Source organism: Micromonospora sp. NPDC047707 (assembly GCF_040704235.1).
Classification (GTDB): domain Bacteria; phylum Actinomycetota; class Actinomycetes; order Mycobacteriales; family Micromonosporaceae; genus Micromonospora.
The window spans coordinates 118,063-141,183 of sequence record NZ_JBEYSU010000001.1 but is presented as its reverse complement, the minus strand read 5'-3'; the positions used below and the strand labels follow the sequence as shown (position 1 = coordinate 141,183).

Annotated in this window: 24 protein-coding genes and 1 pseudogene; 9 read left to right on the top strand and 16 right to left on the bottom strand. The window is 73.1% G+C overall.

All coding sequences use genetic code 11. From position 1 onward, the window contains the following. Positions 1-417: 417 nt before the first annotated feature. The 3 genes from AB0873_RS00720 to AB0873_RS00710 all read left to right on the top strand — a co-directional run bounded on the left by AB0873_RS00720 (position 418) and on the right by AB0873_RS00710 (position 1,998). Positions 418-1,164, top strand: a complete 747-nt coding sequence (locus tag AB0873_RS00720) for a GntR family transcriptional regulator (protein WP_366597854.1) — start codon at positions 418-420, stop codon at positions 1,162-1,164. Positions 1,165-1,247: 83 nt separating this feature from the next. Then, a complete protein-coding gene (locus tag AB0873_RS00715) occupies positions 1,248-1,493 on the top strand; it encodes a hypothetical protein (RefSeq protein WP_366597853.1) in 246 nt (81 codons plus the stop codon). 76 nt (positions 1,494-1,569) lie between these two features. Then, positions 1,570-1,998, top strand: coding sequence for a hypothetical protein (locus AB0873_RS00710; protein ID WP_366597851.1), 429 nt, complete (start codon positions 1,570-1,572; stop codon positions 1,996-1,998). A 22-nt stretch (positions 1,999-2,020) separates the two neighbouring features. Here AB0873_RS00710 and AB0873_RS00705 read toward each other — a convergent pair whose 3' ends face one another. Continuing rightward, the gene (locus AB0873_RS00705; RefSeq protein WP_366597850.1) at positions 2,021-2,464 is read right to left on the bottom strand and encodes a GNAT family N-acetyltransferase; all 444 of its coding nucleotides are present in this window, start codon (positions 2,462-2,464) and stop codon (positions 2,021-2,023) included. Positions 2,465-2,538: 74 nt separating this feature from the next. Here AB0873_RS00705 and AB0873_RS00700 point away from each other — a divergent pair, with 74 nt between their 5' ends. Further along, positions 2,539-3,051, top strand: coding sequence for a potassium channel family protein (locus AB0873_RS00700; RefSeq protein ID WP_155333388.1), 513 nt, complete (start codon positions 2,539-2,541; stop codon positions 3,049-3,051). Here AB0873_RS00700 and AB0873_RS00695 read toward each other — a convergent pair. Together AB0873_RS00695 and AB0873_RS00690 are read right to left on the bottom strand one after the other, a co-directional pair. Continuing rightward, positions 2,978-4,549: an alpha/beta hydrolase gene (locus tag AB0873_RS00695; protein WP_366597848.1), complete on the bottom strand. Its 1,572-nt coding sequence runs from the start codon at positions 4,547-4,549 to the stop codon at positions 2,978-2,980. The genes AB0873_RS00700 and AB0873_RS00695 overlap by 74 nt on opposite strands. A gap of 30 nt (positions 4,550-4,579) precedes the next feature. Then, a complete protein-coding gene (locus tag AB0873_RS00690) occupies positions 4,580-5,689 on the bottom strand; it encodes an ATP-dependent DNA ligase (protein WP_366597847.1) in 1,110 nt (369 codons plus the stop codon). 136 nt (positions 5,690-5,825) lie between these two features. On the opposite strand from AB0873_RS00690, the gene AB0873_RS00685 reads away from it, so the two are divergent. Further along, a complete protein-coding gene (locus AB0873_RS00685; protein WP_155333385.1) occupies positions 5,826-6,038 on the top strand; it encodes a hypothetical protein in 213 nt (70 codons plus the stop codon). 63 nt (positions 6,039-6,101) lie between these two features. On the opposite strand, the gene AB0873_RS00680 is transcribed toward AB0873_RS00685, so the two are convergent. Then, the gene (locus AB0873_RS00680) at positions 6,102-6,584 is read right to left on the bottom strand and encodes a GNAT family N-acetyltransferase (RefSeq protein ID WP_366597846.1); all 483 of its coding nucleotides are present in this window, start codon (positions 6,582-6,584) and stop codon (positions 6,102-6,104) included. 78 nt (positions 6,585-6,662) lie between these two features. Between AB0873_RS00680 and AB0873_RS00675 the strand changes: the two genes are divergently transcribed. Then, a complete protein-coding gene (locus tag AB0873_RS00675) occupies positions 6,663-7,163 on the top strand; it encodes a DUF1990 domain-containing protein (protein WP_366597844.1) in 501 nt (166 codons plus the stop codon). On the opposite strand, the gene AB0873_RS00670 is transcribed toward AB0873_RS00675, so the two are convergent. From AB0873_RS00670 to AB0873_RS00615, 12 genes and pseudogenes are all read right to left on the bottom strand, one after another. Further along, on the bottom strand, positions 7,160-8,077 hold the full coding sequence (locus AB0873_RS00670) for a DNA-3-methyladenine glycosylase 2 family protein (RefSeq protein WP_366597843.1): 918 nt from the start codon (positions 8,075-8,077) through the stop codon (positions 7,160-7,162). The genes AB0873_RS00675 and AB0873_RS00670 overlap by 4 nt on opposite strands. A gap of 344 nt (positions 8,078-8,421) precedes the next feature. Then, positions 8,422-9,075 carry a hypothetical protein gene (locus AB0873_RS00665; RefSeq protein WP_155333381.1) on the bottom strand — a complete coding sequence of 218 codons (654 nt, stop codon included), beginning with the start codon at positions 9,073-9,075 and terminating at the stop codon, positions 8,422-8,424. 204 nt (positions 9,076-9,279) lie between these two features. Beyond that, positions 9,280-10,065 (bottom strand): anti-sigma factor, encoded by a 786-nt coding sequence (locus AB0873_RS00660; RefSeq protein WP_155333380.1) that lies wholly within the window; start codon positions 10,063-10,065, stop codon positions 9,280-9,282. Further along, positions 10,062-10,757, bottom strand: coding sequence for a sigma-70 family RNA polymerase sigma factor (locus tag AB0873_RS00655; RefSeq protein ID WP_155333379.1), 696 nt, complete (start codon positions 10,755-10,757; stop codon positions 10,062-10,064). Before AB0873_RS00655 ends, AB0873_RS00660 begins: the two co-directional genes overlap by 4 nt. A gap of 78 nt (positions 10,758-10,835) precedes the next feature. Continuing rightward, the gene (locus AB0873_RS00650; RefSeq protein WP_366597841.1) at positions 10,836-11,693 is read right to left on the bottom strand and encodes a fused MFS/spermidine synthase; all 858 of its coding nucleotides are present in this window, start codon (positions 11,691-11,693) and stop codon (positions 10,836-10,838) included. Positions 11,694-11,770: 77 nt separating this feature from the next. After that, positions 11,771-12,754, bottom strand: a pseudogene (locus AB0873_RS00645) (hypothetical protein); the annotation flags it as partial. Between the two features lie 31 nt (positions 12,755-12,785). Continuing rightward, positions 12,786-15,260 (bottom strand): SMC family ATPase, encoded by a 2,475-nt coding sequence (locus tag AB0873_RS00640; RefSeq protein WP_366597839.1) that lies wholly within the window; start codon positions 15,258-15,260, stop codon positions 12,786-12,788. Further along, positions 15,260-16,408, bottom strand: a complete 1,149-nt coding sequence (locus tag AB0873_RS00635; RefSeq protein ID WP_155333376.1) for an exonuclease SbcCD subunit D — start codon at positions 16,406-16,408, stop codon at positions 15,260-15,262. The genes AB0873_RS00640 and AB0873_RS00635 overlap by 1 nt, the downstream gene beginning before the upstream one ends. Before the next feature lie 12 nt (positions 16,409-16,420). Further along, positions 16,421-18,175, bottom strand: coding sequence for an ATP-binding protein (locus AB0873_RS00630; protein ID WP_155333375.1), 1,755 nt, complete (start codon positions 18,173-18,175; stop codon positions 16,421-16,423). 152 nt (positions 18,176-18,327) lie between these two features. Further along, positions 18,328-18,702, bottom strand: coding sequence for a DUF5615 family PIN-like protein (locus AB0873_RS00625; protein WP_366597836.1), 375 nt, complete (start codon positions 18,700-18,702; stop codon positions 18,328-18,330). Then, positions 18,699-18,929, bottom strand: coding sequence for a DUF433 domain-containing protein (locus tag AB0873_RS00620; RefSeq protein WP_366597835.1), 231 nt, complete (start codon positions 18,927-18,929; stop codon positions 18,699-18,701). The genes AB0873_RS00625 and AB0873_RS00620 overlap by 4 nt, the downstream gene beginning before the upstream one ends. A 39-nt stretch (positions 18,930-18,968) precedes the next feature. Further along, positions 18,969-19,715 carry a pyrimidine reductase family protein gene (locus AB0873_RS00615; RefSeq protein WP_366597834.1) on the bottom strand — a complete coding sequence of 249 codons (747 nt, stop codon included), beginning with the start codon at positions 19,713-19,715 and terminating at the stop codon, positions 18,969-18,971. A 150-nt stretch (positions 19,716-19,865) separates the two neighbouring features. Between AB0873_RS00615 and AB0873_RS00610 the strand changes: the two genes are divergently transcribed. From AB0873_RS00610 to AB0873_RS00600, 3 genes are all read left to right on the top strand, one after another. Continuing rightward, positions 19,866-20,411: a plasmid pRiA4b ORF-3 family protein gene (locus tag AB0873_RS00610; protein ID WP_366597833.1), complete on the top strand. Its 546-nt coding sequence runs from the start codon at positions 19,866-19,868 to the stop codon at positions 20,409-20,411. A gap of 322 nt (positions 20,412-20,733) precedes the next feature. Beyond that, on the top strand, positions 20,734-22,026 hold the full coding sequence (locus AB0873_RS00605) for an extracellular solute-binding protein (RefSeq protein ID WP_155333369.1): 1,293 nt from the start codon (positions 20,734-20,736) through the stop codon (positions 22,024-22,026). A 118-nt stretch (positions 22,027-22,144) separates the two neighbouring features. Beyond that, positions 22,145-23,116, top strand: coding sequence for a sugar ABC transporter permease (locus tag AB0873_RS00600; protein WP_155333368.1), 972 nt, complete (start codon positions 22,145-22,147; stop codon positions 23,114-23,116). Positions 23,117-23,121: the final 5 nt, after the last annotated feature.

Here is a 23,121-nt window from a genome sequence, read left to right as displayed (position 1 = left end):
GCGACGTTGCTCGCGGAAGACGGCCAGGACATCAGCAGCCTCGTCCAGCCTCGGGCATCCGGTGTTGGTACAGGCCGGACAGCTGGCCTTCTCGTGTAGGGCAATGCAGTAACCGGCCTGCTCTACGTAGTAGGGAATTTTCGTCAGGACCTCAGGCACCGTCACGGCTTGACCTGCCGAGATCGTCGCTGTTGGGCCAGCCGCTCGGCAGGCGCGGTGTGTATGCCCACGGGAGCCTCCCATGCACGGGGTGAGGGTCACCGGCTATCTGGTTGCAGACCGGAAGCAGCCGGTGACGGAGCCACCTCGCAAGTTAGTGCACTAAATTGCGTCAGGCAATGCATCGGCCAAGATTTGGCGCACTAAATCGGATGTGGTCGACTGAGCGCGCAGACCGGAAAGGAGGGCACTTCCGTCATGCCCACAGCCCCCGCTTATCTGCGCATCGCCACAGCCCTGCGCGGCATGATCAGTGACGGGACGCTTCGTCCCGGCGACAAGCTGCCCACCGAAGCTCAGCTACGGCAACAGTTCGGCGTGTCCACGACCGTCGTCAAAGCGGCCCTGTCGATCCTGCAAGGCGAAGGACTGATCGAGGGTCGACGCGGGTCAGGCAACTACGTACGCCAGGTCCGTCGACTCACCCGGCGGGCCCACGGCCGGGACCTGCGCACCGCCACCGGTCCGACCTCACCATTCGCCCGCGACGCCACCGCCGCCGGCCAGCGGCCTGACTGGGAGCACAGCAGCGAACACACCACCGCTACTCCTGCCGTTGCGGCCAGACTCGGGATCGACCCCGGAGACCCGGTGATGCGCACCCGCTACCGGTTTCGCTCCGACGGTCATCCCATCCAGCTGTCGGAGTCCCACGAACCGCTCGCCATCACCGGAGGGACACCGGTTGAATGGCCCGAGGAGGGCGCGGCGGTGGGCGTGGTGGCCCGTATGGACACGATCGGCGTTCGAATCGACGCGTTCGAGGAGAGAGTCACCACCAGACCGGCCAGCCCAGCGGAGATCGAGGGGCTGGAGCTGACGGCGCGCGGGTCGCACGTTCTCGTCATCGAGCGGACGTACTACGCCGGGCCACTGGCGGTGGAGACTGCCGATATCGTCCTGGGCCCGCACTACGAGGTGGTGTACCGGGTGCCGGTGGACTAGCGTCGGCCCTCGGCCAATCGACATCGAGCGGGGAGAACGTGGGCGCTTCGGGATGGTCGTACAGCGTTACCTACCAGTCGGACGTGGCCACCGCGCTTGAACAGCTACGTCAGGACGTATATGCCGAGGGCGCGTACTACCGCGAGGAGCCCAACCCGCTGTATGCCCTGGCTGAGGACGAGTTTCGCGCCAGACTGGACCCCGCCCACGACGGCAGCGGGATCAACGAGTACCTCCTCGCGGACTGGCGTGCCGCCCAGCGCAGATCCACTTCACCGGCTTCTCCGGCGACTGAACCGCACCATGGGGCTTCCCGGGACACCTGGTAGGTCGCCGCTACCTGGTGCTCGGCGTCGGTCCCGGGCGAGACGTCGATTCACCGCGCTGACCGGCAGAATGGGTGGCATGACCCCCTCGACCGGTGTGATCCGACGGCTGGTCGGCGTCTACCACGCCGACGGTGGCCTCCGTGGTGAGCTGGCGTACCTCGTCGGCAAGCTCCGGGGCACCACGGAGTGCGCCCTCTGCGACATCACCCACCGCGGCTTCGGGCCGAAGCGGGAATGGCGGGACGTCGTCCCCACCCTGGGCGTTCCGGTTCAGCTTGTGCACCTCAACGAGCGCAACGCCGACATCCACGCCGCGAGCGAGGGCCGTACGCCCTGCGTGCTCGCCGTGACCGACGGCCGGCCGGTGCTGCTGCTCGGTCCTGCCGAGCTGGCCGAGTTGGACGGCAGCGTGTCGCGGTTCGTCGAGCGGGCCCGGGACGCCGCCGAGGAAGCGGGCCTGCGCTGGCCCGGGTCGCGGGATGACCGGCCGGCGTCGACGGCCTGACGGCTGACCGCCCCGGGTGGGGTCAGAGCGGTAGCTTCATGCCCTCGTGGCTGGCCACGAAGCCGAGTCCCAGGTAGAAGCGGTGCGCGTCGTGGCGGGACTTGTCGGTGGTGAGCTGGACCAGCCCGCAGCCGCGGGCCCGCGCCTGGCCGATCGCCCAGGTCATCATCTGCCGGCCGAGCCCGCGCCCGCGCTGGTCGGAGCGGACGCGGACCGCCTCGATGAGCTGCCGCTCGGTGCCGTGCCGGCCCAGCCCCGGGATGTAGGTGAGCTGCATGCAGCCGAGCAGTTCGCCGTCGGCCTCGGCGACGATGAGCTGGTTGCGCGGGTCGGCGGTGATGTCGCCGAAGGCGCGCTCGTACTGCTCGTCGACTTCGGTGCGGTCCCGTGTCCGGCCGAGCACGTCGTCGGCGAGCAGGGCGATGACGGCGGGCAGGTCGGCCCGGACGGCTTCACGGAAGATCATGCCGCCGAGCCTGGCACAGGGACACCGGCGGATGTGTGAGCGGTGGTTGCGGGCAGCGGGCAGCATGGTGCCCCATGGACGTCCTCCTGCTGCCGTTCCGGTGGATCTACCGGGGGCTGGTCTGGTTCGCGAACTCACCCCGGACGTTGATCGCGTCGTACCTGCTGATGATCGTGATCGCCGGCATCATCTACGGCGAGGTGGAGAACCGAAGCCCCGCCGACGCGGTGTGGTGGGCGGTGGTGACCGCCTCCACCGTCGGCTACGGCGACATCTCACCGACCACCTGGGCGGGACGGACCCTCGCCGCGCTGCTCATCTCCACCATGGTGCTGTTGGTCATCCCACTGATCACCGCCCACTTCGCCAGCCGACTCATCGTGGACGACGACGCGTTCGAGCACGACGAGCAGGAGCAGCTCAAGGCGGACGTACGCCGGATGCGGGCGCTGCTGGAGGAGATCGCCGCGCGGCACGGCATCGAACTGCCCGACCTGCCGCCGGAGCAGCCGGTCAGCGGGCCGGGCAGCGAAGCCCCTCCCTGGGAACGGTCAACGAGATCAGGTAAGCGTCGACCGCCGCGGTGACGCAGGACGTCTGCGGGTAGGCGGTGTGCCCCTCGCCCTCCCAGGTCAGCACCCGGCCCACGCCCAGCATCCCGGCGAGCGCCGGCGTCTGCTCGTACGGGGTCGCCGGGTCACCGGTGGTGCCGACCACCAGGATCGGCGGCGCGCCCTCCGCCCGCCCGGTCGGGTACGGGTCGCGCCCGCCGGGCCACTCGGCGCAGGTGAGCATGCCGACGGCCAGCGCCGGGCCGAACAGCGGGTACGCCTGGCGCCACCGCGTCTGGAGCTGCCGGATCTGCTCCCGGCTCGGCTTCTCCTCCTCGTCGGCGCAGTTCACGGCGAGGTTGGCGTCGAACAGGTTGGAGTAGCGGCCGTTCTCGTCACGGCCCGTGTACGCGTCCGCGAGGTCGAACACCTTGGTCGCGTCGCCTCCCTCGAACTGGTCGATCGCCTCGGCCAGTTCCTGCCAGCCCTCCTCCGTGTAGAGGGAGGAGACCACGGCGTAGAAGATCCATCCCGGGGTCGCGTCGCGGCCGCCGTCGCCCCGGATGGGCGAGACCCGCGCCTTGTCGATGGCGCCGGTGACCGCCGCGCGGGCGTCGGGCGCGATCGGGCAGCGGCCCGCGTTGGCGGCGCACCAGCGGGAGAAGTTGTCGAAGGCGCGCTCGAAGCCCTTGGCCTGGTTCTCCGAGCTGGCGACCAGACCCAGCCGCGGGTCCACCGCGCCGTCGAGCACCAGCGCGCGGACCCGCTGCGGGTAGAGCTGGGCGTACGTGGCACCCAGCAGGGTGCCGTACGAGTAGCCCAGGTAGGTCAGCTTGTCGTCGCCGACGGCGGCCCGGACCGCGTCCATGTCGCGGGCGGCCTGCTCGGTGCCGTACAGCACGAGCCGGTCGCGGTACTTGTCGCCGCAGCCCTGGCCGATCCGCTGGTTGAGCGCGACGAACCGGTCGAAGGCCTGCTGACTCCTTGGGTCGGGGTCGTAACCGAAGGTCTCGTCCAGGTGTACGTCGAGGATGCACTTCACCGGACTGGAGCGGGCCACGCCGCGCGGGTCGAAGCCGACGATGTCGAAACGGTCGGTGATGGCAGTCGGGAGCCCGCCCAGGGCTGGGCCGAAGGAGAGGTAGACGGCGGTGTCCACGCCGGAACCGCCGGGGCCGCCCGGGTTGATCACCAGTGAGCCGATCCGGTCGTGCTGTTTCGTGGATCGCGCCCGCAGAAGCGCGATCTCGAACGTCATGCTCGCGCCGGGCCCGGAGGTGGCACCGGTGCCGGTGCCCCAGTTGCTCGGGACCTCGATGGTGGCGCACTCGTACCGCATGGTCGGCGCGGTGCGCCCGACCAGGTCCTCGGCGACCTCCGGGCAGGCCCGCCAGGTCGGGGCGGTGCCGGCCGCGGCCGTCTCGCCTTGGGTGTCGACCCGTGGCGCGAACGCCGGCAGGGTGCAGCCGGACACCAGCAGCGTGACGGCGGCCAGGGCGGCGAGGGCGGACCGGCGGGCGGAGGAGCGAACCACGAGGGTGCCTTTCGTGATCGGGGCGGCCGGCTAGGCCGGCCCGGACGCGGGGCCGACGCTCGCCGGGTCACCGCGCAGCACCTGGTCGACGTCGAAACGGACCGGACGGTCGAGCTGGTCGTAGCGGCAGGAGCGGGGGTCCCGGTCCGGCCGCCACCGGACGAAGCGGGCGGTGTGGCGGAACCGGTCACCCTCCATCGCGTCGTAGCCCACCTCGACGACGAGCTCGGGACGCAGCGGCTCCCACTCCAGGTTCTTCCCGCCGGTCCAGCGGCTGACCCCACCCGGGATGCGCTGCCCGCGCTCGTGGTCGCCGTGCACCCACGGATGGTCCGCGCCACCGTCCCGGTACGGCTCCAGCTCCGTCAGCAGCTCCTCGCGCCGGGCCATGGTGAACGACGCGCTCACCCCGATGTGGTGCAGCACGCCCTCGTCGTCGTAGAGGCCGAGCAGGAGCGAGCCGACCACCGGGCCGGACTTGTGCCAGCGGAAACCCGCCACCACGACGTCGGCGGTGCGCGCGTGCTTGACCTTGAACATCAGCCGCTTGCCCGGCTCGTAGGGCAGGTCGGCCGGCTTCGCGATCAACCCGTCGAGCCCGGCACCCTCGAACAGGTCGAACCAGCGGTGGGCCGTCTGCGGATCGGTGGTGATCTGGGTGACGTGCACCGGCGGCCGGACCCCGGCCAGCGCCGCCTCGAGCCGGGCCCGGCGCTCCGGGTAGGGCAGGTCGAGGAACGTCTCGTCGTCGAGAGCGAGCAGGTCGAACGCGACGAAGTCGGCGGGGGTGGTCTCGGCCAGCAGCTTCACCCGGGACGCGGCCGGGTGGATGCGCTGGGCCAGCAGCTCGAAGTCGAGCCGGGGCTGACCACCGGGCCCGTCGCGCCGGATCACGATCAGCTCGCCGTCGACCGCGCAGCGCTCGGGGAGCTGCCGGCGGGCCTGCTCGACCACCTCCGGGAAGTAGCGCGTCATCGACTTGCCGCCCCGGCTGGCCAGCTCGACCTCGTCGCCGTCGCGGAACACGATGCACCGGAAGCCGTCCCACTTCGGCTCATACGTCATCCCGGGTGCGGTGGGGACCCGCGGGACGCTCTTGGCGAGCATCGGCTCGACCGGCGGGGTGATCGGCAGCTTCACGGCGACCAGTCAACCAGACGGCACCGACAACCGTGAGGAGGATCACCGCCGGCCGACGGGCGGCCTGTCCCTCGCCGTCCCCCTTCGGCGCTGCCGAGGCAATCGGAAATCCGCAGGTCAGAGCTACTTTCGCCGGGTGCGGGAGTGGGTCTGCGGGTGCTGTGGGCGGTGGCGGGTGAGTGTCGAGCTGATCCGCGGCCGATACCGGTACCGGCTGGTGCACCGCTACCCGGTGCGGTACGGCGGCGGCAAGAACGTGCTCGGCGAGGTCGGCACCGTCGACGAGCTGGCCGAGCTGCTGCGTCGGCACACGCCGCTGGAACTGGCCGACCTGCGCGAGGCCGCCTGACCAGCCGGGACGCCGGACCGGCGAGCCAGCACGCGAAGCCGCCCGGCCGGCGGGGCCGGTCGATCAGCAGCGGAGCGGGACCGGCTTCTCCAGCAGGGCCAGCCGGACGCCGTTCGGGTCCGAATCGTGTCCCACGACCCGGTAGCCGTGCCGCTGGTACAGCCGGAGGTTGTCCGCGCTGTCCGCGCCGGTGAACAGGGCGAAGCGGCAGACGCGCGCGGCCACCACCGCCTCGACCGCCCGCAGCAGCCGCCCGCCGATGCCCCGGCCCTGCTGGTCCGGTGCGACCGACAGCCGGCCCACGTGCGCGATGTCGCCCTCGACGCGGATGCGGACGGACCCGACCAGCCGGCTGCCGAGCCGGGCGGTGAGGATGGTCTGCGGCCCGGCCACCGCCGCGCGCACCTCGTCGAGCGTCTCGGTGAGCGGTGGCAGGAACGGATCGGCGTAACGCTGCGCCTCGGTCAGGTAGGCGGCGCGCTGCACGGTCAGGATCTCCCCGGCGTCGGCGGGGGTCGCGGGGGCGATCAGCGGAGGTGCGGTCACCGGCCCAGCCAACCACAGCCCGCCCGGTCCGCGGTGCCCCGCGTACCGGGGGTGAGGGTGCCGTGGCACTGTGATCCCGTGCCCGACCTGACCTACGCCGAGGTGGGTGCGACCCGTGACGGGCGGCTGCCCGACGGTTACCACCACCTGCGACACCGCTTCCGCCTCCCGGACGGCGCCTTCGCCACCGCGGCCGAGGCGGTCCTCACCTGGCGGCTGCACCGCGCGGCCGGGGTGCGGATGCGCACCGACGCCCCGCGCGCCGCACCGGGAGTCGCGGTCGCCCCCGGGCTGGGCGTCGGCCCGCTGCGGATCTGGGGCCCCTGCGAGGTGGTGTGGACCGAGGACGGCCCGAAGCGGGCCGGATTCGGGTACGGCACCCGGCCGGGCCACCCGGAGCGCGGGGAGGAGGCGTTCCTGGTCAGCCGGGACGCCGCCGGCCACGTCCGGTTCGAGGTGGTGGCGTTCAGCGTCCCGGACCGCTGGTTCGTGCGCGCCGCCGGTCCGGCGGCCCGGGGCGTGCAGCACGGGTACGCCTGGTGGCTGGGCCGGACGCTGCGCCGCCTCTGCGGGCCCTAGAACCGCGCGAAGGAGCGGATCGGTGCGCGGGGGCCGAACTTCGGCGCCTGGATGCCGGCGGCCTCCAGCAGGACGCAGACGCGGCCCCGGTGCCCCCGGAACGGCTCCAGCAGGGCGAGCATCCGGGCGTCGTCCCCGCGTGCCTCACCGGCCAGTGCCCAGGCCACGGTGTTCGGCACGTGGTAGTCGCCGACGCTGACCGCGTCCGGGTCGCCGTACGCGACGCGTACCACCTCGGCGGCGGTCCACGGCCCGATCCCCGCGACGGCGGTGAGTCGGCGTGTCGCCTCGGCGGAGTCCGCGCAGCGTTCCAGCCGGTCGGCCACCGCGGCGGCGCGGCGCAGCGTGTCCGCGCGTCGCTGCTCGACCCCGAAGGGGTGGAAGACCCAGTACGGGGTGGCGGCCACCGCCGCCGGCTCCGGCGGGAGCAGCAACGCCACCGGGCCGGGGGCCGCCGCCCGGAAGTGGCGAACGGTCGCGGCGTACGCCCGATAGGCCTCCTTGCCGGTGACCTTCTGTTCGAAGACGGCCCGCAGCAGCCGGGGAAACACCTGGCCGGTGGCGGGCATCCGGAGCCCGCGGTGCCGAGCCGCCAGCTCGGCCACGACCGGGTGGGAGGCGGCCAGCTCGGCGAAACCGCTCAGATCGTCCCGGAGCCCGGCGACCGCGTCGGCCCGCTCCACGACCCAGTCGGCGCCGGGGCCGTACCCCTCGGCCAGGAGGTCGCCCGCGACCGGCCGCAGGGCGAGGGTCGCCGGTCCGGCCGGGGTGCGGGTGGCCCACCAGAAGGTCCCGGCGGCGACGCGCGCGCAGGGATCGTACGGGCTGAAGGTGAGCGACCGGACCGACGCGGCCAGCCGGTACCCGGCGGGTGGGCGCAGCACCCGGCGGGCGGAGGGTTCGGTCCCGGTCACCCGGACATGCTGCCACGCGTGGTGCCGGTGACGGACGACACCGCCGGCGCCTGGGGCGCCGACGGTGTCGTCCTCACCGGGGCGGACCGGCCGGGATCCGGCCGTGGGTGCGGGTTGGGGGACCGCGGCGGGCCGCCTGCCGGCGGGGCGACCGCCGCCCACGTCCGCGCCGGGGCTGCGTGACGGCCGGTGGCCGTCGTGGCGCGGCGCCGGCCCGCTGGAACGGGCCGGCGCCGCGGTCGGACGCGTGGGCGTTGCCGGTACGCCCGGCGTCCGGATCTGGCGACGGTGGCCGGCCGGCCCTCCCTCCTCCGACCGGCCACCGGGTCCGGGGTGGACCGGGGTCAGTAGTCGGAGCCCCCGTCCTTCTCCGCGTCCGACGGCGGCGCGACGGGCTTCGGCGTGCCGGTCGGCAGGCAGGTCAGGTTCTTCTTGCCGTCCGGGGCGACCACGAACCAGGTGCCACCGACGCCCTGGCCCTTCCACTGGCCGGGCTTCTTGTCGCCGATGTAGCGGTACAGCGGCCAGCCGTCCAGCGTGATCTGGCGGGTGCCGTCCTGCCGGGTGATGGTGCCGACCAGGTCGTCGGCGACGTTGTTGAGCTGCGGCTCGCCGTCGGTCAGCGCCGGGGGCCACACCTCCGCGCACTTGTCGACGCAGTTCGAGGCCGCCGGGTCGTTGGTGTCCTTGTCGAAGCGGTAGAGGATCCACCCGTCCTGGTCGGTGACGACGCTGCCCATCCGCGCGACCTTCTTGGCGATGAGTGTCTCGGTGAGATCGACGTTGGCGGGCGGTTGCTGGGGGGCGACGTCGTCCGCCGGCGGTGCCGCGGAGGCGGTCGCGGTCGCCTCAGGTTCGACAGCCGCGGTGGGCTCGGCCGCGGCGACGGCGACCGGCTCGGCGGCGCTGGAGTTCGCCCCGTCGTAGCCCGCGGGAGCGCAGGCCGTAAGTGCGACCATCGCACTCGCGACGATGACGGTCCGCTTCATCTGTGCCACGTGCCCTCCTCATTCTTGGCAGTTCACCGGGAGATACGGGCGGCGCGCTGTCAAGGTTGAATGTGGAACAGTGGCCAACTTCACTGAAGAATGGTTGAACCGATCCGGTCGACGATTCGTGTGTGGACGCGAGAGGCAATTTTGTCAAGGGAACGCCTGATCGGCGCCGGCCAATGCGGCCGGCGCCGATACGTGTGGCTTCGGTCAGTCGATCGGGATCGTGACCAGCGGGCTGGCCACCCCGTTCGCGTCCACCGACTGCACCTGGAAGTGCTTGATCTGAGCGACCGGGGTCGCGGTCGCGGCACTCAGCGTCAACTTGTTGGAGTTGGTGTTGGTGCCGTACCCGCCACCCGGGACGGACCAGGTGGAGAGAACCTCACTGGTGTTGTTGTCGCGGACCACCACCAGTCGGCAGGTGCGGGGGCCGGGCAGTTTCGCCAGGATGAAGTTCACGTTGGTGCCGAACTCCTTCTTCGCGACGAAGAACGACGCCTCCACGCCGGTGGTGCCGTCCACCTCGTCGTGCCGCTTGCCCTCGGGCAGACCCTTGTCGCCACCGATACCGATGTCGTCCGGGCCGCTGGACCGGGGTACGACCGGGCCGGTCGGGCCGGTGGTGGGCTGGGCGTCCACCCGCGGCGGAGCGCTGTCCGCCACGATGTTGGCGAAGCCGACCCCGGTCAGCCCGCCGAAGACCACCACGGCGGCGGCTGTGGCGAGCACCTGCCGGAACCGGGTCCGCCGCCGGTGCGCCCGCACCGCCACCAGCGTCCGGTCCAGCAACGCCGGATCGGTCTGCGTCTGCTCCAGGGCGCTCATCGTCTCGCCGTCGATGCCGGAGAGCAGCCCGACCACCGGCACCATCGTCTCCAGCTCGGCCGCGCAGGCCCAGCAGGTGGCGAGGTGCTCCTCGAACCGCTCGGTGTCGTGCTCGTCCAGCACGCCGAGCGCGTACGCGGCGACGTCCATGTGGTCCGCCCGGCTCATTCCGTCACCCCCCGTTCCTGCAGAGCCGTGCGCAGGGCGCGCAGCGCGTAGTAGACCCGTGATTTCGCCGTGCCGAGCGGAAGGCCCAGCTCCTCGGCGGCCTCCGGGACCGTCCGGCCCCGGAAGTAGGTCGCGACCAGGATCTCCCGGTGCGACTGACTCAGCGTACGCAGCGCGTCCGCCACCGTCATCGTGCGCAGCACCCGGTCGGTGCTGTCCGCCTCGGCGAACGCGGTCAGGTCCCGGTCGTACGTCTCGGCCGGCCGGGCCTGCTCGCTGCGGTGCTCGTCGATGGCGATGCGGCGGGCCACGGTCACCAGCCAGGGGCGCAGCGAGCCCTGACCCTGCGCGCCGAGCCGGTGCGCGTTGCGCCACGCCCGCAGCAGGGTCTCCTGGACGATGTCCTCCGCCCGCTGCCGGTCCCCACCGGTCAGCCGCATGACGAAGGCCAGCAACGGGCCGGCGTGCTCGGCGTAGAGGAGCCGGACCAGATGATCCGAGTGGCTCGCCTCGGCGGACGGCGCCGCCTGGTGGCGTCCGGGAGCGGGTCGGGGCGTCACCGGCCCATTCTGGCGAGGGACCTGTCGTGCGTCGACCCCGCGTGCAGACGCGCTCGGCCGGGACTGGGAACGCGCGGACATCCAGCCCGGACGCACCCTGTCACCGTGCCAGCCGGCCGCCACCGCATGCATGCAGACCTCCGGGAGATGACTGCGGCCGTCCCCCCACGGGCTGGCCGTCCGTTGGTACGCATCCGGCGGCCGGACGGATCAACGGCGGACCGAGAAAATTCCCGGCGGCGGTGGCGTCGAGTCGGTGGCGTCGGCGTCGTGCACGACGGCAGCGCCGCCGGCGAAGCGGTCCAGCTCCTCGCCGGTCACCACCCGGCCGGGGAACCAGTCCCCGGCGACCCGCCTGGTCAGCTCCGGCAGCGGCGGGTCGGCACGCCCGGCGAGCAGCACGAGGTTGCCGTAGCGGCGGCCCCGCAGCACGGCCGCGTCCCCGACCAGCGCCAGGCTCGGCAGCACCGACCGGACCGTGGCGACCTGACGGCGGGCGTGCCGCAGCGGCGGCCCGTCGGCGACGTTGGCCAGGTACCAGCCGGTCGGCCGGAGCACCCGGGCCACCTCGGCCGCGTACTCCACCGAGGTCAGGTGGGCCGGAGTGCGGGCACCGGTGAACACGTCGGCGACCACCACGTCGACGCTGGCCTCGCGGGTGCCGGCGAGCACCGCCCGGGCGTCGCCGACCCGGACCCGGAGCCGGGGATCGGACGGCCAGGGCAGCTCCCGGCGGACCAGGTCCACCAGGGCGCCGTCCACCTCGACCACCCGCTGGGTCGAGCCGGGGCGGGTGGTCGACACGTACCGGGCCAGGGTGAGCGCGCCGCCGCCCAGGTGCAGCACGCGCAGCGGCGCGCCGGCCGGGGCGAGCAGGTCGATCGCGGCGGCGAGCCGCCGCACGTACTCGAACTCCAGGTGGGTGGGGTCCGCGAGGTCCACGTGCGACTGCGGCGCGCCGTCGAGCAGCAGCGTCCACGAACCCGCCCGGGCCGGGTCGGGCACCAGCTCGGCCCGACCGGTGTCGACGTCCGCGACGATCCGGTCGGTGGCCCGCTTGCGGCCCATCAGTCGGGTCCGCCGGCCGCCGGGGGCTCGTGAGCGACGGCCGGCCGGGGTCCCGGCAGCCGGGACGGGGCGGGCGGGCCGCCCGGAGGCGGCGCGGCGGGCGGTCGGGGCGTCGAGGCGCGGGCGGCGGCGGTGAGCGCCCGGTGCAGCAGCCGGGCGTCGCCGAGCAGCCGGCGCAGCTGCTTCTCCAACCCGGCGATCGGCACCAGGTTCTGCGGGGCGCGCGGGTCCTTGTAGGGGGTGGACGCGAAGCGGGGGAGGGTGACCACGGACAGGTCGGCCAGCGCGACCGCCTCGGCGACGTCGAGGTCGGCGGAGCACTCCACCCGCACGATGCCCGCCCACGGCGCGCCGTGGGCGACCGGCAGCCGCAGATACCACGACCAACCGCCCCAGGCGGTGCCCAACCGGAACACCGGGGACCGCTCGCCGGCCGCCAACCCCGTGACCACGGCCGTCAGGCGCGCGTCCAGGTACTGGCTGTGCTGGGTCTTCACGTAGCCGAGCGTGCGGGGCAACTGCCGCCGGTTGCGCAGCGGGCCGTCCACCACCAGCAGGTCCCCGTCGGCGCGGGCCGCGCCGGAGACCTCCACCTCCAGCGCGGTCAACGGCCCCTGCACCGCGGCCGGCAGCTTGGCCAGCTCGCCGGTGCCGCTGACCCGGTGCACCGGGTAGTGGACGCTGCCGGCCCGCACGTCCCCGGCGGACGGGCTGGCGGTGAACAGGCCCCGCCCGACCTTCGCGCCGGCGAGCTGCGCCGCGCCGCGCTCCAGGTCGCAACGGACCACCCCGGCCGCGTACGAGGCGGCCAGGCCCGGGTACGACCCGCCGTCGTCCTCGGCCGTCCACAGGCTGGCGTCGATCCGGCGTACCCCGTCGACCAGGAGCACCACGTCCGGCGGGCGGACGCCGGGCCGCGGCCCGATCGCCCGCCAGTCCACGGCGGGCAGCTCGTGGTCCGCCTCGACCTGGGCGCTGCTCGGCGCGGCCGGGCCCGCAGCGGCGGCCTCGAACGACGCCCCGTACGCCGGATCCCAGGCGTCGACGAAGAACCGGCTCACGCGGGACGCCTTCGCACGGCGCCGACCGCGTTCACCGGCCGGTCCGCTCGACGCGGGCCGACCGGGCGTCCTTGCGGACCTCGAAGCGGACCGGGATGCGTTCGGCGAGCGCCGGCACGTGGGTGACCACGCCCACCATCCGGTCGCCCCGGGCGGCGAGATTCTCCAGCGTGGCGGCGACCGTGTCGAGGGTGGCCGCGTCGAGCGTGCCGAACCCCTCGTCCAACACGATCGACTCGAGGCTCGCCGCCGTGGTGGACATGCCGGCGAGCTGCTCGGACAGGGCCAGCGCCAGCGCCAGCGAGGCCTGGAACGTCTCCCCGCCGGAGAGCGTGCGCACCCCCCGCCGCAGCCCGGCGTCGTGGTGGTCGACCACGAAGAACTCGCCCTTGTCGTGCACCAGGTCGTACTGGTCGCCGGAGAGTTCCCGCAGGATCCGCGAAGCACCGTCGACCAGCAGGTCGAGCGCCTCGGCGAGCAGCCACCGCTCGAAGTTGTTGGCCCGCAGGTGCCCGGCGAGCGCGCGGGCCACCTGAGCCTCCCGCTCGTACCCGGCCCGCTGCTCGCGCAGCTCGCCCGCCTGCTCCCGCCGGCGGGTCAGCTCCCGCAGCTCCGCCTCGGCGCGTTCCAGGGCGACCGCGGCGGCCCGGACCGGGTCGTCGGCCGCCGGCACCCCGGCGTCGGCGAGCAGCCCGGCGACCCGCTCCTCGACGGCGGTCACCCGGGACTCGGCCTCGGCCACCGCCGCGACCCGGCCGGGCCGCTCGCTCCGGCGGCGCTCCGCCTCGTCGCCGGCCCAGCCGGTGAGGGTGGCCCAGGCGGCCGCCAGGTCGTCCCGGTCGGCGGCGGGCGGGCCGAAGCGGGCGAGCCCGTCGCGCGTCGCGTCGAACGCCCGCCACGCCGTCCGCAGGCGCTCCTCGGCCGCGTCCACGGCGGCCCGTGCCCGGCGCGCGGCGTCCCGGCCGGCGCGTACGGCCGCCGCCGACTCCTCCAGCGCCCGGCGCAGCCGCGCCTGCTCGTCCAGCTCACGGCGGAGGGCCGCCGGCTCGGCCGCGCCGGTGAGCTGGGCGTCCAGCTCGGCCAGTCGCGCGTCGAGCTGCTCCTGCCGGGTCCGCGCCGCCACCAGCACCCGCTCCAGCTCGCGGGCGGCGCCGTCCCGCTCCTTCACGGCGGCCCTGGCCGCCTCGCTGGCGGCGCGGGCCGCCTTGCCCGCCGCGACCGCAGCCGCCACCGCCGAACCCGGCGGCACCGCCGGCACCCGGGCCACCGTCTGCTCGCAGACCGGGCAGGCGGCACCGTCACGCAGGTGCGCGCGCAGGGCCACCGCCTGGTCGGTCGCCTTCGCCTCCTCGTGCGCCCGGAACGCCGCCTCCAGGTCGGCCTCCGCCCGCTCGGCCGCCACCCGTGCCGCCGCCAGCGTGGCCGCGGCGGCCTCGTGCTCGCCGTGCGCGGCGGCCACCGCCGCCCGGACCGCGTCCGCCTCGCCGGCCAGCTTGTCCCGGTCCGCGTACGCCTTCAGCAGCAGGCGCAGCGCGCTCTCGTCACCGGCGGCGGCCAGCTCGCCGCGGAGCTTCTCCTCCCGCTCCTCGGCGAGGGCCACCACCCGGGCCGCCTCGTCGGCGCCCGACCGTGCGGCGGCGACGGCCCGGGCGAGCTCGGCCATCCCGTCCGGTGCGGCCACGGCGTCGAGCACGGCCAGGTCGGCGTCGAGGGCGGCCAGCGCCGTTCCCGCCTCCCGCGCCCCGGCGCGGGCGGCCTCCCGCTCGGGTACGGCCTCCGTCACCGCACCGGTCAGCTCCCGCATCCGGTCCACCCGGGCGGACGCCTCGGCGAGCGTGGCGTCGTCGGCGTCCGCCAGCCCCGCGAGGGCCTGGTCGACCGCCTCGAACTTCGCCTCCGCCTGGGCGGCCCGGGCGGTCGCCTTGTCCCGTACCTCCTCGTAGACGCCGAGGCCCAGCAGGTTGACCAGGATCTGCTGCCGGGTCGCCGGCTTCGCGTGCAGGAAGTCGGCGAACTGCCCCTGCGGCAGCACCACGCAGCTGGTGAACTGCTCGTACGGCAGCCCGACCGCCGTCAGCACCGCGTCGTCCATCTCGGCGGCGGTGCCGGCCAGCACCTCGCCGAGGTCGTCCGGGCTGAGGCCAATGTCCAGCTTCACCGGGTCGAAGCCCGGCGGCATGAGCTGGAGCCCCGCGCCCGCGGTCTTCACGTTGCCCCGGCTGTCGCGGCGCACCACGCGGGTCGCCACGTACCGGTCGCCCCCGGACTCGAAGACCAGCCGGACCCGCGCCTCCGTCGCCGACGGGGCGAGCGCGTTCGCCAGGCCCCGGGTGCCGCCCCACCGGGGCACGGTGCCGTACAGCGCGAAGCAGATCGCGTCGAGCACCGTCGACTTGCCCGAGCCGGTCGGCCCGACCAGGGCGAAGAAGTCGGCATCGGTGAAGTCGATCGTCGTCTCGTCGCGGAAGACGGTGAACCCGGCCAGGTCCAGTCGCATCGGCCGCATCAGCTCTCGACCTCCTCGAACAGTTCGTCGAAGAGGTCCCGGACGCCCTCGTCGTCGTGGCCGCGGCTGTCCAGGTAGTCGGCGAACAGGTCCCGCGGGGACCGGCCGGCCCGCTGGGCGACCCGGGTGCCGCTGCCCGGTGCGGGCACCAGCTCCGGGTCGATCCGGATCTCCAGGGCGCGGGGAAGCAGTTCCTGTACCTCCTCCCGCAGGCCGGCGCGGGGCTGCTCCCGGACGTAGACCCGCAGCCAGGCGTCCGGCGCCTCGATCTCGGCGAGCTGGGCGAGAGTGCCGCGGACCGTCCGCAGGGCGGCGGCGGCCGGGATCGGCACCTCGCGGATCTGCGCCGCCGTCGTCGCGGTCACCTCGACCACCGTCACCGACGGGACGTTCTCCTGCTCGCCGAAGTCGACGGCGAGGGGGCTGCCGCTGTAGCGGATCGGGCACGGGCCCTGCACCCGCTGCGACCGGTGCAGGTGGCCGAGCGCCACGTAGTGCGCCGTGCCGGGAAAGACCGTCGCCGGAACGGCGTACCCCATGACGGTGTGCGCGTCCCGCTCGCCGCCGCCGGTCGCCGCCCCGACCACAGTCAGGTGGGCGGTGACCAGGTGCACCCGGTCCGGCTCGGTGAAGCCCTCGGTCAACCGGGCGATGATCCGGCCGAGGTGGTCGGCGTACGTCTGGGTGGCCTCCGCGGCGGTCAGCTCGTACATCTCGACGGCGCGGATCGCGTACCGCTGGGAGAGGAACGGCAACGCGGCCAGCCGCCAGCGCTCGCCGCCCGCGGTCGTCCCGTCGACGACGTGCTCGTCCGGATTCTCCCGGACGCCGCCGCGCAGGCTGATCCCGGCGGCTTCCGCCCACGGGCGCAGCGCGTCCAGCGCCGGGCCGTTGTCGTGGTTGCCGCCGATCGCGACGACGTCGGCGCCGGTGCGGCGCAGCGCGGTCAGCGCGCGGGTGACCAGCCGCGTCGCCTCCGGAGTGGGCGCGGCGGTGTCGTACAGGTCCCCGGCGACGATCACCAGGTCGGGCTGTTCCCGCCGGGCGACGTCGATCACCCCGGCGAGGACAGCCTTGTGCTCCTCGGCGCGGGACCTTCCCTTGAGGACCTTGCCGACGTGCCAGTCGGAGGTGTGCAGGATCTTCACCGGTGGACCACCTCAGAACGGGATGTCGTCGTCGCCGGAGCCGCCGCCCGAGCCGACCACCGCGAACGGATCGGCCGACTGGGTGATCGACCGGAGTGTCTGCGAGGGTGCCCGGCCCGCCTCGGAGACCCGCGTCGCCCACGCGGGGAACGGGAACTCCAGGCAGAGCGGCACCGGGATGTCGGGCTGGTTGACGAACATCGTGCCCGGCTTCGCGAGCAGGGCCCGCTGCCGTTGGGCCGGCGGGAGGAAACCGTACTCCGGGCGGGACGCCTCGGCCGGGTCGAGCCGGCCGACCACGCGGATCGCCGAGTTGGTGACGATGCGGCGCTCCACCTCGCTCGCCGTCTGCTGGGCCCCGACCAGGATCACGCCGAGCGACCGCCCCCGCTCGGCGATGTCGAGCAGGACCTCCTTGATCGGGGAGGATCCCTCGCGGGGGGCGTACTTGTTCAGCTCGTCGAGCACGACGAAGAGCAACGGCTTGGCGGTGCCGGCCTTCTCCTTGCGCTCGAACTCGCTCTTGAGCGTCACGCCGACCACGAACCGCTGCGCCCGGTCCGGCAGGTTGTGCAGGTCGACGACGGTCACCTGCGCCGACTCCGCCGTGTTGATGCTGTGCGGGCGCCGGGTGGCGAGGTCGCCCCTGATCAGCCGGGACAGGTCCTTCTTGCTGCCGATGAGCCGCCGCGCGAACGCGTTGACGGTGCCGAGGCCGACCGCGCTGCCCGCCCAGTCGCCCCGGGTCTCGTCGTCGTTGAGCTGCTCGACGACGTGGTCCACCAGGTCGGCGTACGTGCCGAGGCGCACCCCGTCGATGCTCACGCCGCCGTCGGCGGGCTGCGCGTACCGGGCCAGGTGGGCGGCGACCGAGTGCACCACCATCGTGTACTGCTGGCGTTCGTCGTCGGCGTCGGCGAACACGTACGGCAGGAGGCGGTCGGCGCAGAACTCGGTGAGTGTCCAGTAGAAGCTGTCCACCCCGCTGAGCCGGCTGCTCACGTCCGGCGTGCCGGAGGAGTCGCCGACCCGGGGCGGCGCGTACACGCGCACGTCGGGGAAGGCGCCGGCGGTCAGCCCGAGCTGTGCGTACGCCGCCCGGGTCGGGTCGTCCAGCCGGGTGTTGGGGTGGTCGAGGAACAGCAGGTCCTCGCCCTTGACGTTGAAGATGAGCGCCTTGGCGTTGACCGCGTCGCCGCCGAGCACCCCGGAGCGGAACACCGAGTAGAGCAGGAAGGTGGCGAAGCTGGTCTTGGTGGCGACGCCGGAGATGCCGGAGATCGAGACGTGCGCGCCGCGCGTGCCGTCGAGGAAGTCGGCGTTGAGGTAGACCGGCACCCCGTCGCGGCCCATCCCCATCGGGATGCGGCGCTCCATCCGGTCGAAGTGCAGTGCCCGCGCCCGGGCGTCACCCTCGGCGCGGTGCACGACCGCGCCGGGCGACGGCGGCACGTACAGCTCCGGGTCGACCCGGGTGGTCGTGATCTCGGCGGCCTCCTGCACCTGCGCGGGCAGGGTGCCGTCGGCGATCGCGAAGACGTCGGAGTCGAACTGGGCGCCCTCGTGCCGGGCCCGCACCTGGGTGACCACCCCGGCGATCGTCACCGGCTCCCGGTCCGGCAGCTCGCGCCGGGTCACCACGACGTCGTCGAGCTGGAGATAGCTGGTGGGTGAGACCGCCGTCCAGAACTGTAGCGGCGTCGCGTCGGCGGTGCCGAGCACCCGGCCGACCGCCTCGCCCGGGCCGTCGGAACCGTCGTCGGTCATCGGGCAACTCCGCGGGGCTGAGGTTGGAGGTCGGCACGCACGCCCTGCATCCTGCCCGAGACGTACGACAGGCCGCCACGCGACGCGGCGGACACCACGCCCGGAACGTGACCGACGCCGGAGAGTCAAATGTCGACGACCTGGCGTCGCGTTCAGGCGCCGAGGATGGGCAACGACGGGACCCGCACCGAGTCCTCACCGAGAACCACGACCGCGCCGCGGTCGAGATCCTCGGTAACCGGCGGCAGGTTGGCCAGGATGATCGCCACGATCTGCTCCGCGCGGCGGCCGCTGATGCGGCGTACGAGCAGGACCGAGGGCCCGGTGGCGTGGGATGCCGCCAGGAGGGCACCGAAATCGGTGTCCGCCGATACGAGAACTCGGCCTTCGGCGAGAGCCTTCGCCATCACCTTCTCGTCAGGCGCTGCGCTCATTCCATGGTCCCGCACGTGGACGACGTCGTGGCCTGCGGCAGCCAGTCCCGACGCCACGCGGGGGGAGAGGTTGTTGTCGATCAGGAACTTCATGCGGCGTGCCGCAACGGCAGCTCTCGTTCCCGGACGGCCTCCGCCGCAAAGCGCAGCGCCTCCACGACGTCGTCGGGCGTCAGGTCGGGCAGATCTGAGACGATCTCCGCCGGCGTCATCCCGTCGGCCACCATTGCGACGACGGTGGCGACCGGGATCCGAAGGCCCCGGATGCACGGCACGCCGCCCATGACGGTCGAATCGACGGTGATGCGCTCAAACCTCACCCGCTCATCCTAACCGGGCGCATCAGCGAGCGGGATGGGTCACGCGCGGCAGTAGCGGAGCATGAGCGTGCCGTCGGCGGCGGCGAGCACGTGCCGCAGCGGCAGGTGCCGGACCGGGCTCGCCTCGCCCGCGGTGATCCGCCCCGGTCCCGGGCCGGCGAGCAGCGGCGCGACCGTCAGGCAGACCTCGTCGACCAGGTCGGCCGCGGTGAGCGCGCCGAACAGGTGCGGCCCGCCCTCGCAGAGCAGTTGGTCGAGCCCGCGCCGCCGCAGCTCGGTCAGGCCCGCGACGAGGTCCACCCGTTCGTCGCCGCACGGGACGAGGTCGGCCACGTCGGCCAGGCCGGGCGGGGCGGTCGCGCCGGCGCGGGTGAGCACGATCGGGCGGACCGGCGCGTCGGCGAAGGCCTTCTGGCCCGGATCGAGGTCGAGTGAGCCGGAGACGACGACGAGCGTGGGGTACTCGGCGAGGCCGTGCTCGCGGCGCCAGGCGCGCCGCCGCTCGTCGAGGCGGACCGCCCGGTACCCCTCGTGGCGCAGCGTGCCGGCGGCGACCAGGAGCCCGTCGCAGAGCATTCGCAGCAGGCCGAAGACCCGCTTGTCCGGCTCGCCGGAGAGGCCGGCCGAGTAGCCGTCGACGGCGACCGCGCCGTCGACGCTGGACACGAAGTTCACCCGTAGGTGGGGGTGGTCGGCGCGGCCGTAGCGGGCGGCGATGGCGGCGTCGTCCAGCGGGCCCGCGGACGGCTCCGGCCAGAGCGCGGAAATCGGCGTTCCGATGCTCATTCGCTGGCCGGACCCGTGACCGGAGGGGTGGGCCGGGGGGTACGGTGCTGGCAGTCGCACCAGTTCCGGCCCCGACAGTCGTCGTGCCGCCTCGCCCGGCACGCTCGGCAGATCATGCCCGCAGCCTATGCCGAGGGAGGATGGGACAGCATGCCGCGTCAGATCTTCCAGCTGAGGATTTCCCTGACCGGGGTCCGGCCGCCGGTCTGGCGCCGGGTGCTCGTCCCCGGCGGGTACACCCTCGACCGGGTGCACCGCGTGGTGCAGCATGCGATGGGGTGGCGGGACTGCCACCTGCACTCGTTCGAGATCGACGGCCGGCAGTACGGGGAGCCCGACCCGGACGGGGAGCTGTCCCTGCACGACGAGTTGGACGTGCGCCTCGACGGCGTGGTCGGCAAGGGCAGCCGGTTCCACTACACGTACGACTTCGGCGACTGGTGGGAGCACGACCTGCTGGTCGAGGACGTCTTCACCGCCGATCCGGAGGAGCGTTACCCCGCCTGCCCGGACGGCGGGCGGGCCTGCCCGCCGGAGGACGTCGGCGGCCCCGCCGGCTACCAGGCGCTGCTCGCCGCGTTGGCCGACCCGGGGCACACCGAGCACCACCTGATGCGCGACTGGGTGGGGGACACGTTCGACCCCGGGGCCTTCGACGCCGCCCGGGTGGGCACGCTCCTGCGCCGGTTCTGCTGAACCGTTTCCGTTCCGCCCCGGTCGGTCCCGCGGAGGCCGCCGGTGACCACGCGCCGACAGCCGGCTGAAGCGCTTCGGCGCAGGTCGCCGCCGTCGAACTGCCGTCAAGCATCCTGCCGGTAACGATCTGGGAACGCTCCCATAGGTCTATTGACACTCCCGACACGTGCCGGCAATCTCATGGGAGCGTTCCCAACCGCGTGACCCGGCTCACCCGCGTCCGCCTCCGGGAAACTGTCGCCGCCCCATCGGCGCCGGTCAGCGCACAGCACGGCACCCCCGCCCCACCCGACACAGCCTCACCACCGAAAGAGGGGTCAGGATGAGCCTCACCACGCGGCGTACCCGCCTGGCGGCCGTCGCCCTTGCCGCGATCACCGCCGTCGGCGGACTCGCGGCCTGCGGCACCGACGACGACGCCCCGGCAGCCGGCGAGAAGCCCGACAAGCTGGTCGTCGACACGTTCGGCGAGTTCGGCTACGACGAGATCATCAAGCAGTACGAGAAGGACACCGGCATCAAGGTCGAGCTGCGCAAGACCGCCCAGCTCAACGAGTACCGGCCGAAGATCGTCCGCGCCCTCGCCACCCGCAAGGGCGCCGCCGACGTGATCGCCCTCGAAGAGGGCATCCTCAACGAGTTCAAGTCCAACCCGGCGAACTGGGTCGACCTCGCACCGCTGGTCGCCGACCACAGCAAGGACTACCTGCCCTGGAAGTACGAGCTGGGCAAGGCGCCGGACGGCCGGCTGATCGGCCTGCCCACCGACGTCGGCAGCCTCGCGGTCTGCTACCGCCGGGACCTCTTCCAGGCCGCCGGACTGCCGACCGAGCGCGACCAGGTCGCCGCGCTGTGGCCCGACTGGAACGGCTTCATCGAGACCGGCAAGAAGTACCGGACCGCCACCAACAAGGGCATGCTCGACTCGGTCACCACCGCCGCCAGTGCGGTGATGTTCCAGCAGGGCGGCGACCTGTTCTACGACAAGCAGGACACCATCGTCGCCGACAAGAGCGCGTCCGTGAAGGCCGCCTGGGACACCGCGATCGCCATGGCGGACGCGAACATCACCGCCGAGACGGCGACCTGGTCGCCGGAGTGGTCGGCCGGCTTCAAGCAGGGCACCTTCGCGGCCACCTTCTGCCCGTCCTGGATGCTCGGCATCGTCGCGGACAACTCCGGCGCGGAGAACAAGGGCAAGTGGGACGTCGCCCCGGTGCCCGGCGGCGCCGGCAACTGGGGTGGTTCGTGGCTCGCCGTCCCGGAGCAGAGCAAGTACCAGAAGGAGGCGGCGAAGCTCGCCGAGTACCTGACCAACGCGCAGAGCCAGGTCGCCGCGTTCAAGCTCAAGGGCCCGCTGCCGACCAACCTCGAGGCGCTGAAGAACCCGGACTTCCTGAGCTACACCAACGAGTACTTCAACAACGCCCCCACCGGCAAGATCTTCGGTGACAGCGTCGCCAAGATCCAGCCGCTGCACCTCGGTCCGAAGCACCAGGCGGTGAAGGAGAACGCCTTCGAGCCCGCGCTGCGCTCGTACGAGAACGGGCAGGCCAGCAAGGACAAGGCCTGGGAGCAGTTCGTGAAGGACGCCCAGACGCAGGGCGCCTTCTGACCCCAGCACGTCGCGACGGTGGCGTCCGGGCACCCGCGCCCGGGCGCCACCGGCGGCGTCCGTTCCCCGTACCACCGCCGGCGCGCCGGCCCGCGCGCCGGGCGGGAAAGGACTGAGAATGAGTCTGTCGGCCACGACGGCGCCGCCGTCACCCGCCGCGCCAACACCTCCGCCATCCCGGCGGCACCGGTCCCGCTCGTCGTCGTTGACCCGCCTGGACCTCAGGTTCTCCCCGTACCTCTACATCGCGCCGTTCTTCGTGATCTTCGGCATCTTCGGGCTCTACCCGATGCTGCGGACGGCCTGGATGTCGCTGCACGACTGGAACCTCATCGGCGACCACACCTTCATCGGGTTCGACAACTACACGAAGCTGGTCACCGACGAGTACTTCTGGAACGCCACGTTCAACACGTTCGGCATCTTCCTGCTCTCGACGGTCCCGCAACTGCTGCTCGCGCTCTTCCTCGCGAACCTGCTCAACCGGACCTTCCTGCGCGCCCGGACGCTGTTCCGCATGGCGATCTTCATGCCGAACGTGGTCTCCGTGGCCGCGGTGGCGATCGTCTTCGGCATGCTCTTCCAGCGTGACTTCGGCGTCTTCAACTGGCTGCTCGGCTTCGTCGGCGTCGACCCGGTCGACTGGGACGCCGAGCGCTGGAGCTCGTGGAGCGCGATCGCGTCGATGGTCAACTGGCGGTGGACCGGCTACAACACCCTGATCCTCCTCGCCGGCATGCAGGCCATCCCGCGGGAGCTCTACGAGGCGGCGGCGCTCGACGGCGCCAGCCAGTGGCGACAGTTCTGGCGCATCACCCTGCCCATGCTGACGCCGACCTTCGTGTTCGTGGTCATCCTGTCCACCATCGGCGGGCTCCAACTGTTCACCGAGCCCCTCGTCTTCGCCAACGGCAACATCATCGGCGGCGACCAGCGCGAGTTCCAGACCCTCGCGATGTACATGTACGAGCTGGGCATCGAGAACCTGAACACCGCCGGCTACGGCGCCGCCGTCGCCTGGGCGATGTTCCTGATGATCGCGCTGATGTCGCTGGTCAACTTCCTGCTCGTCCGGCGTACGGTGAAGTGAGGACC

Excerpts from the sequence above, each read along its gene's own strand:
- AB0873_RS00640 (WP_366597839.1), bottom strand. The coding sequence starts at position 15,260 with ATGCGGCCGATGCGACTGGACCTGGCCGGGTTCACCGTCTTCCGCGAC.
- AB0873_RS00705 (WP_366597850.1), bottom strand. The coding sequence starts at position 2,464 with ATGATCTTCCGTGAAGCCGTCCGGGCCGACCTGCCCGCCGTCATCGCC.
- AB0873_RS00615 (WP_366597834.1), bottom strand. The coding sequence starts at position 19,715 with ATGAGCATCGGAACGCCGATTTCCGCGCTCTGGCCGGAGCCGTCCGCG.
- AB0873_RS00700 (WP_155333388.1), top strand. The coding sequence starts at position 2,539 with ATGGACGTCCTCCTGCTGCCGTTCCGGTGGATCTACCGGGGGCTGGTC.
- AB0873_RS00600 (WP_155333368.1), top strand. The coding sequence starts at position 22,145 with ATGAGTCTGTCGGCCACGACGGCGCCGCCGTCACCCGCCGCGCCAACA.
- AB0873_RS00660 (WP_155333380.1), bottom strand. The coding sequence starts at position 10,065 with ATGAGCCGGGCGGACCACATGGACGTCGCCGCGTACGCGCTCGGCGTG.
- AB0873_RS00610 (WP_366597833.1), top strand. The coding sequence starts at position 19,866 with ATGCCGCGTCAGATCTTCCAGCTGAGGATTTCCCTGACCGGGGTCCGG.
- AB0873_RS00720 (WP_366597854.1), top strand. The coding sequence starts at position 418 with ATGCCCACAGCCCCCGCTTATCTGCGCATCGCCACAGCCCTGCGCGGC.
- AB0873_RS00650 (WP_366597841.1), bottom strand. The coding sequence starts at position 11,693 with ATGGGCCGCAAGCGGGCCACCGACCGGATCGTCGCGGACGTCGACACC.
- AB0873_RS00655 (WP_155333379.1), bottom strand. The coding sequence starts at position 10,757 with ATGCATGCGGTGGCGGCCGGCTGGCACGGTGACAGGGTGCGTCCGGGC.
- AB0873_RS00710 (WP_366597851.1), top strand. The coding sequence starts at position 1,570 with ATGACCCCCTCGACCGGTGTGATCCGACGGCTGGTCGGCGTCTACCAC.
- AB0873_RS00630 (WP_155333375.1), bottom strand. The coding sequence starts at position 18,175 with ATGACCGACGACGGTTCCGACGGCCCGGGCGAGGCGGTCGGCCGGGTG.
- AB0873_RS00625 (WP_366597836.1), bottom strand. The coding sequence starts at position 18,702 with ATGAAGTTCCTGATCGACAACAACCTCTCCCCCCGCGTGGCGTCGGGA.
- AB0873_RS00605 (WP_155333369.1), top strand. The coding sequence starts at position 20,734 with ATGAGCCTCACCACGCGGCGTACCCGCCTGGCGGCCGTCGCCCTTGCC.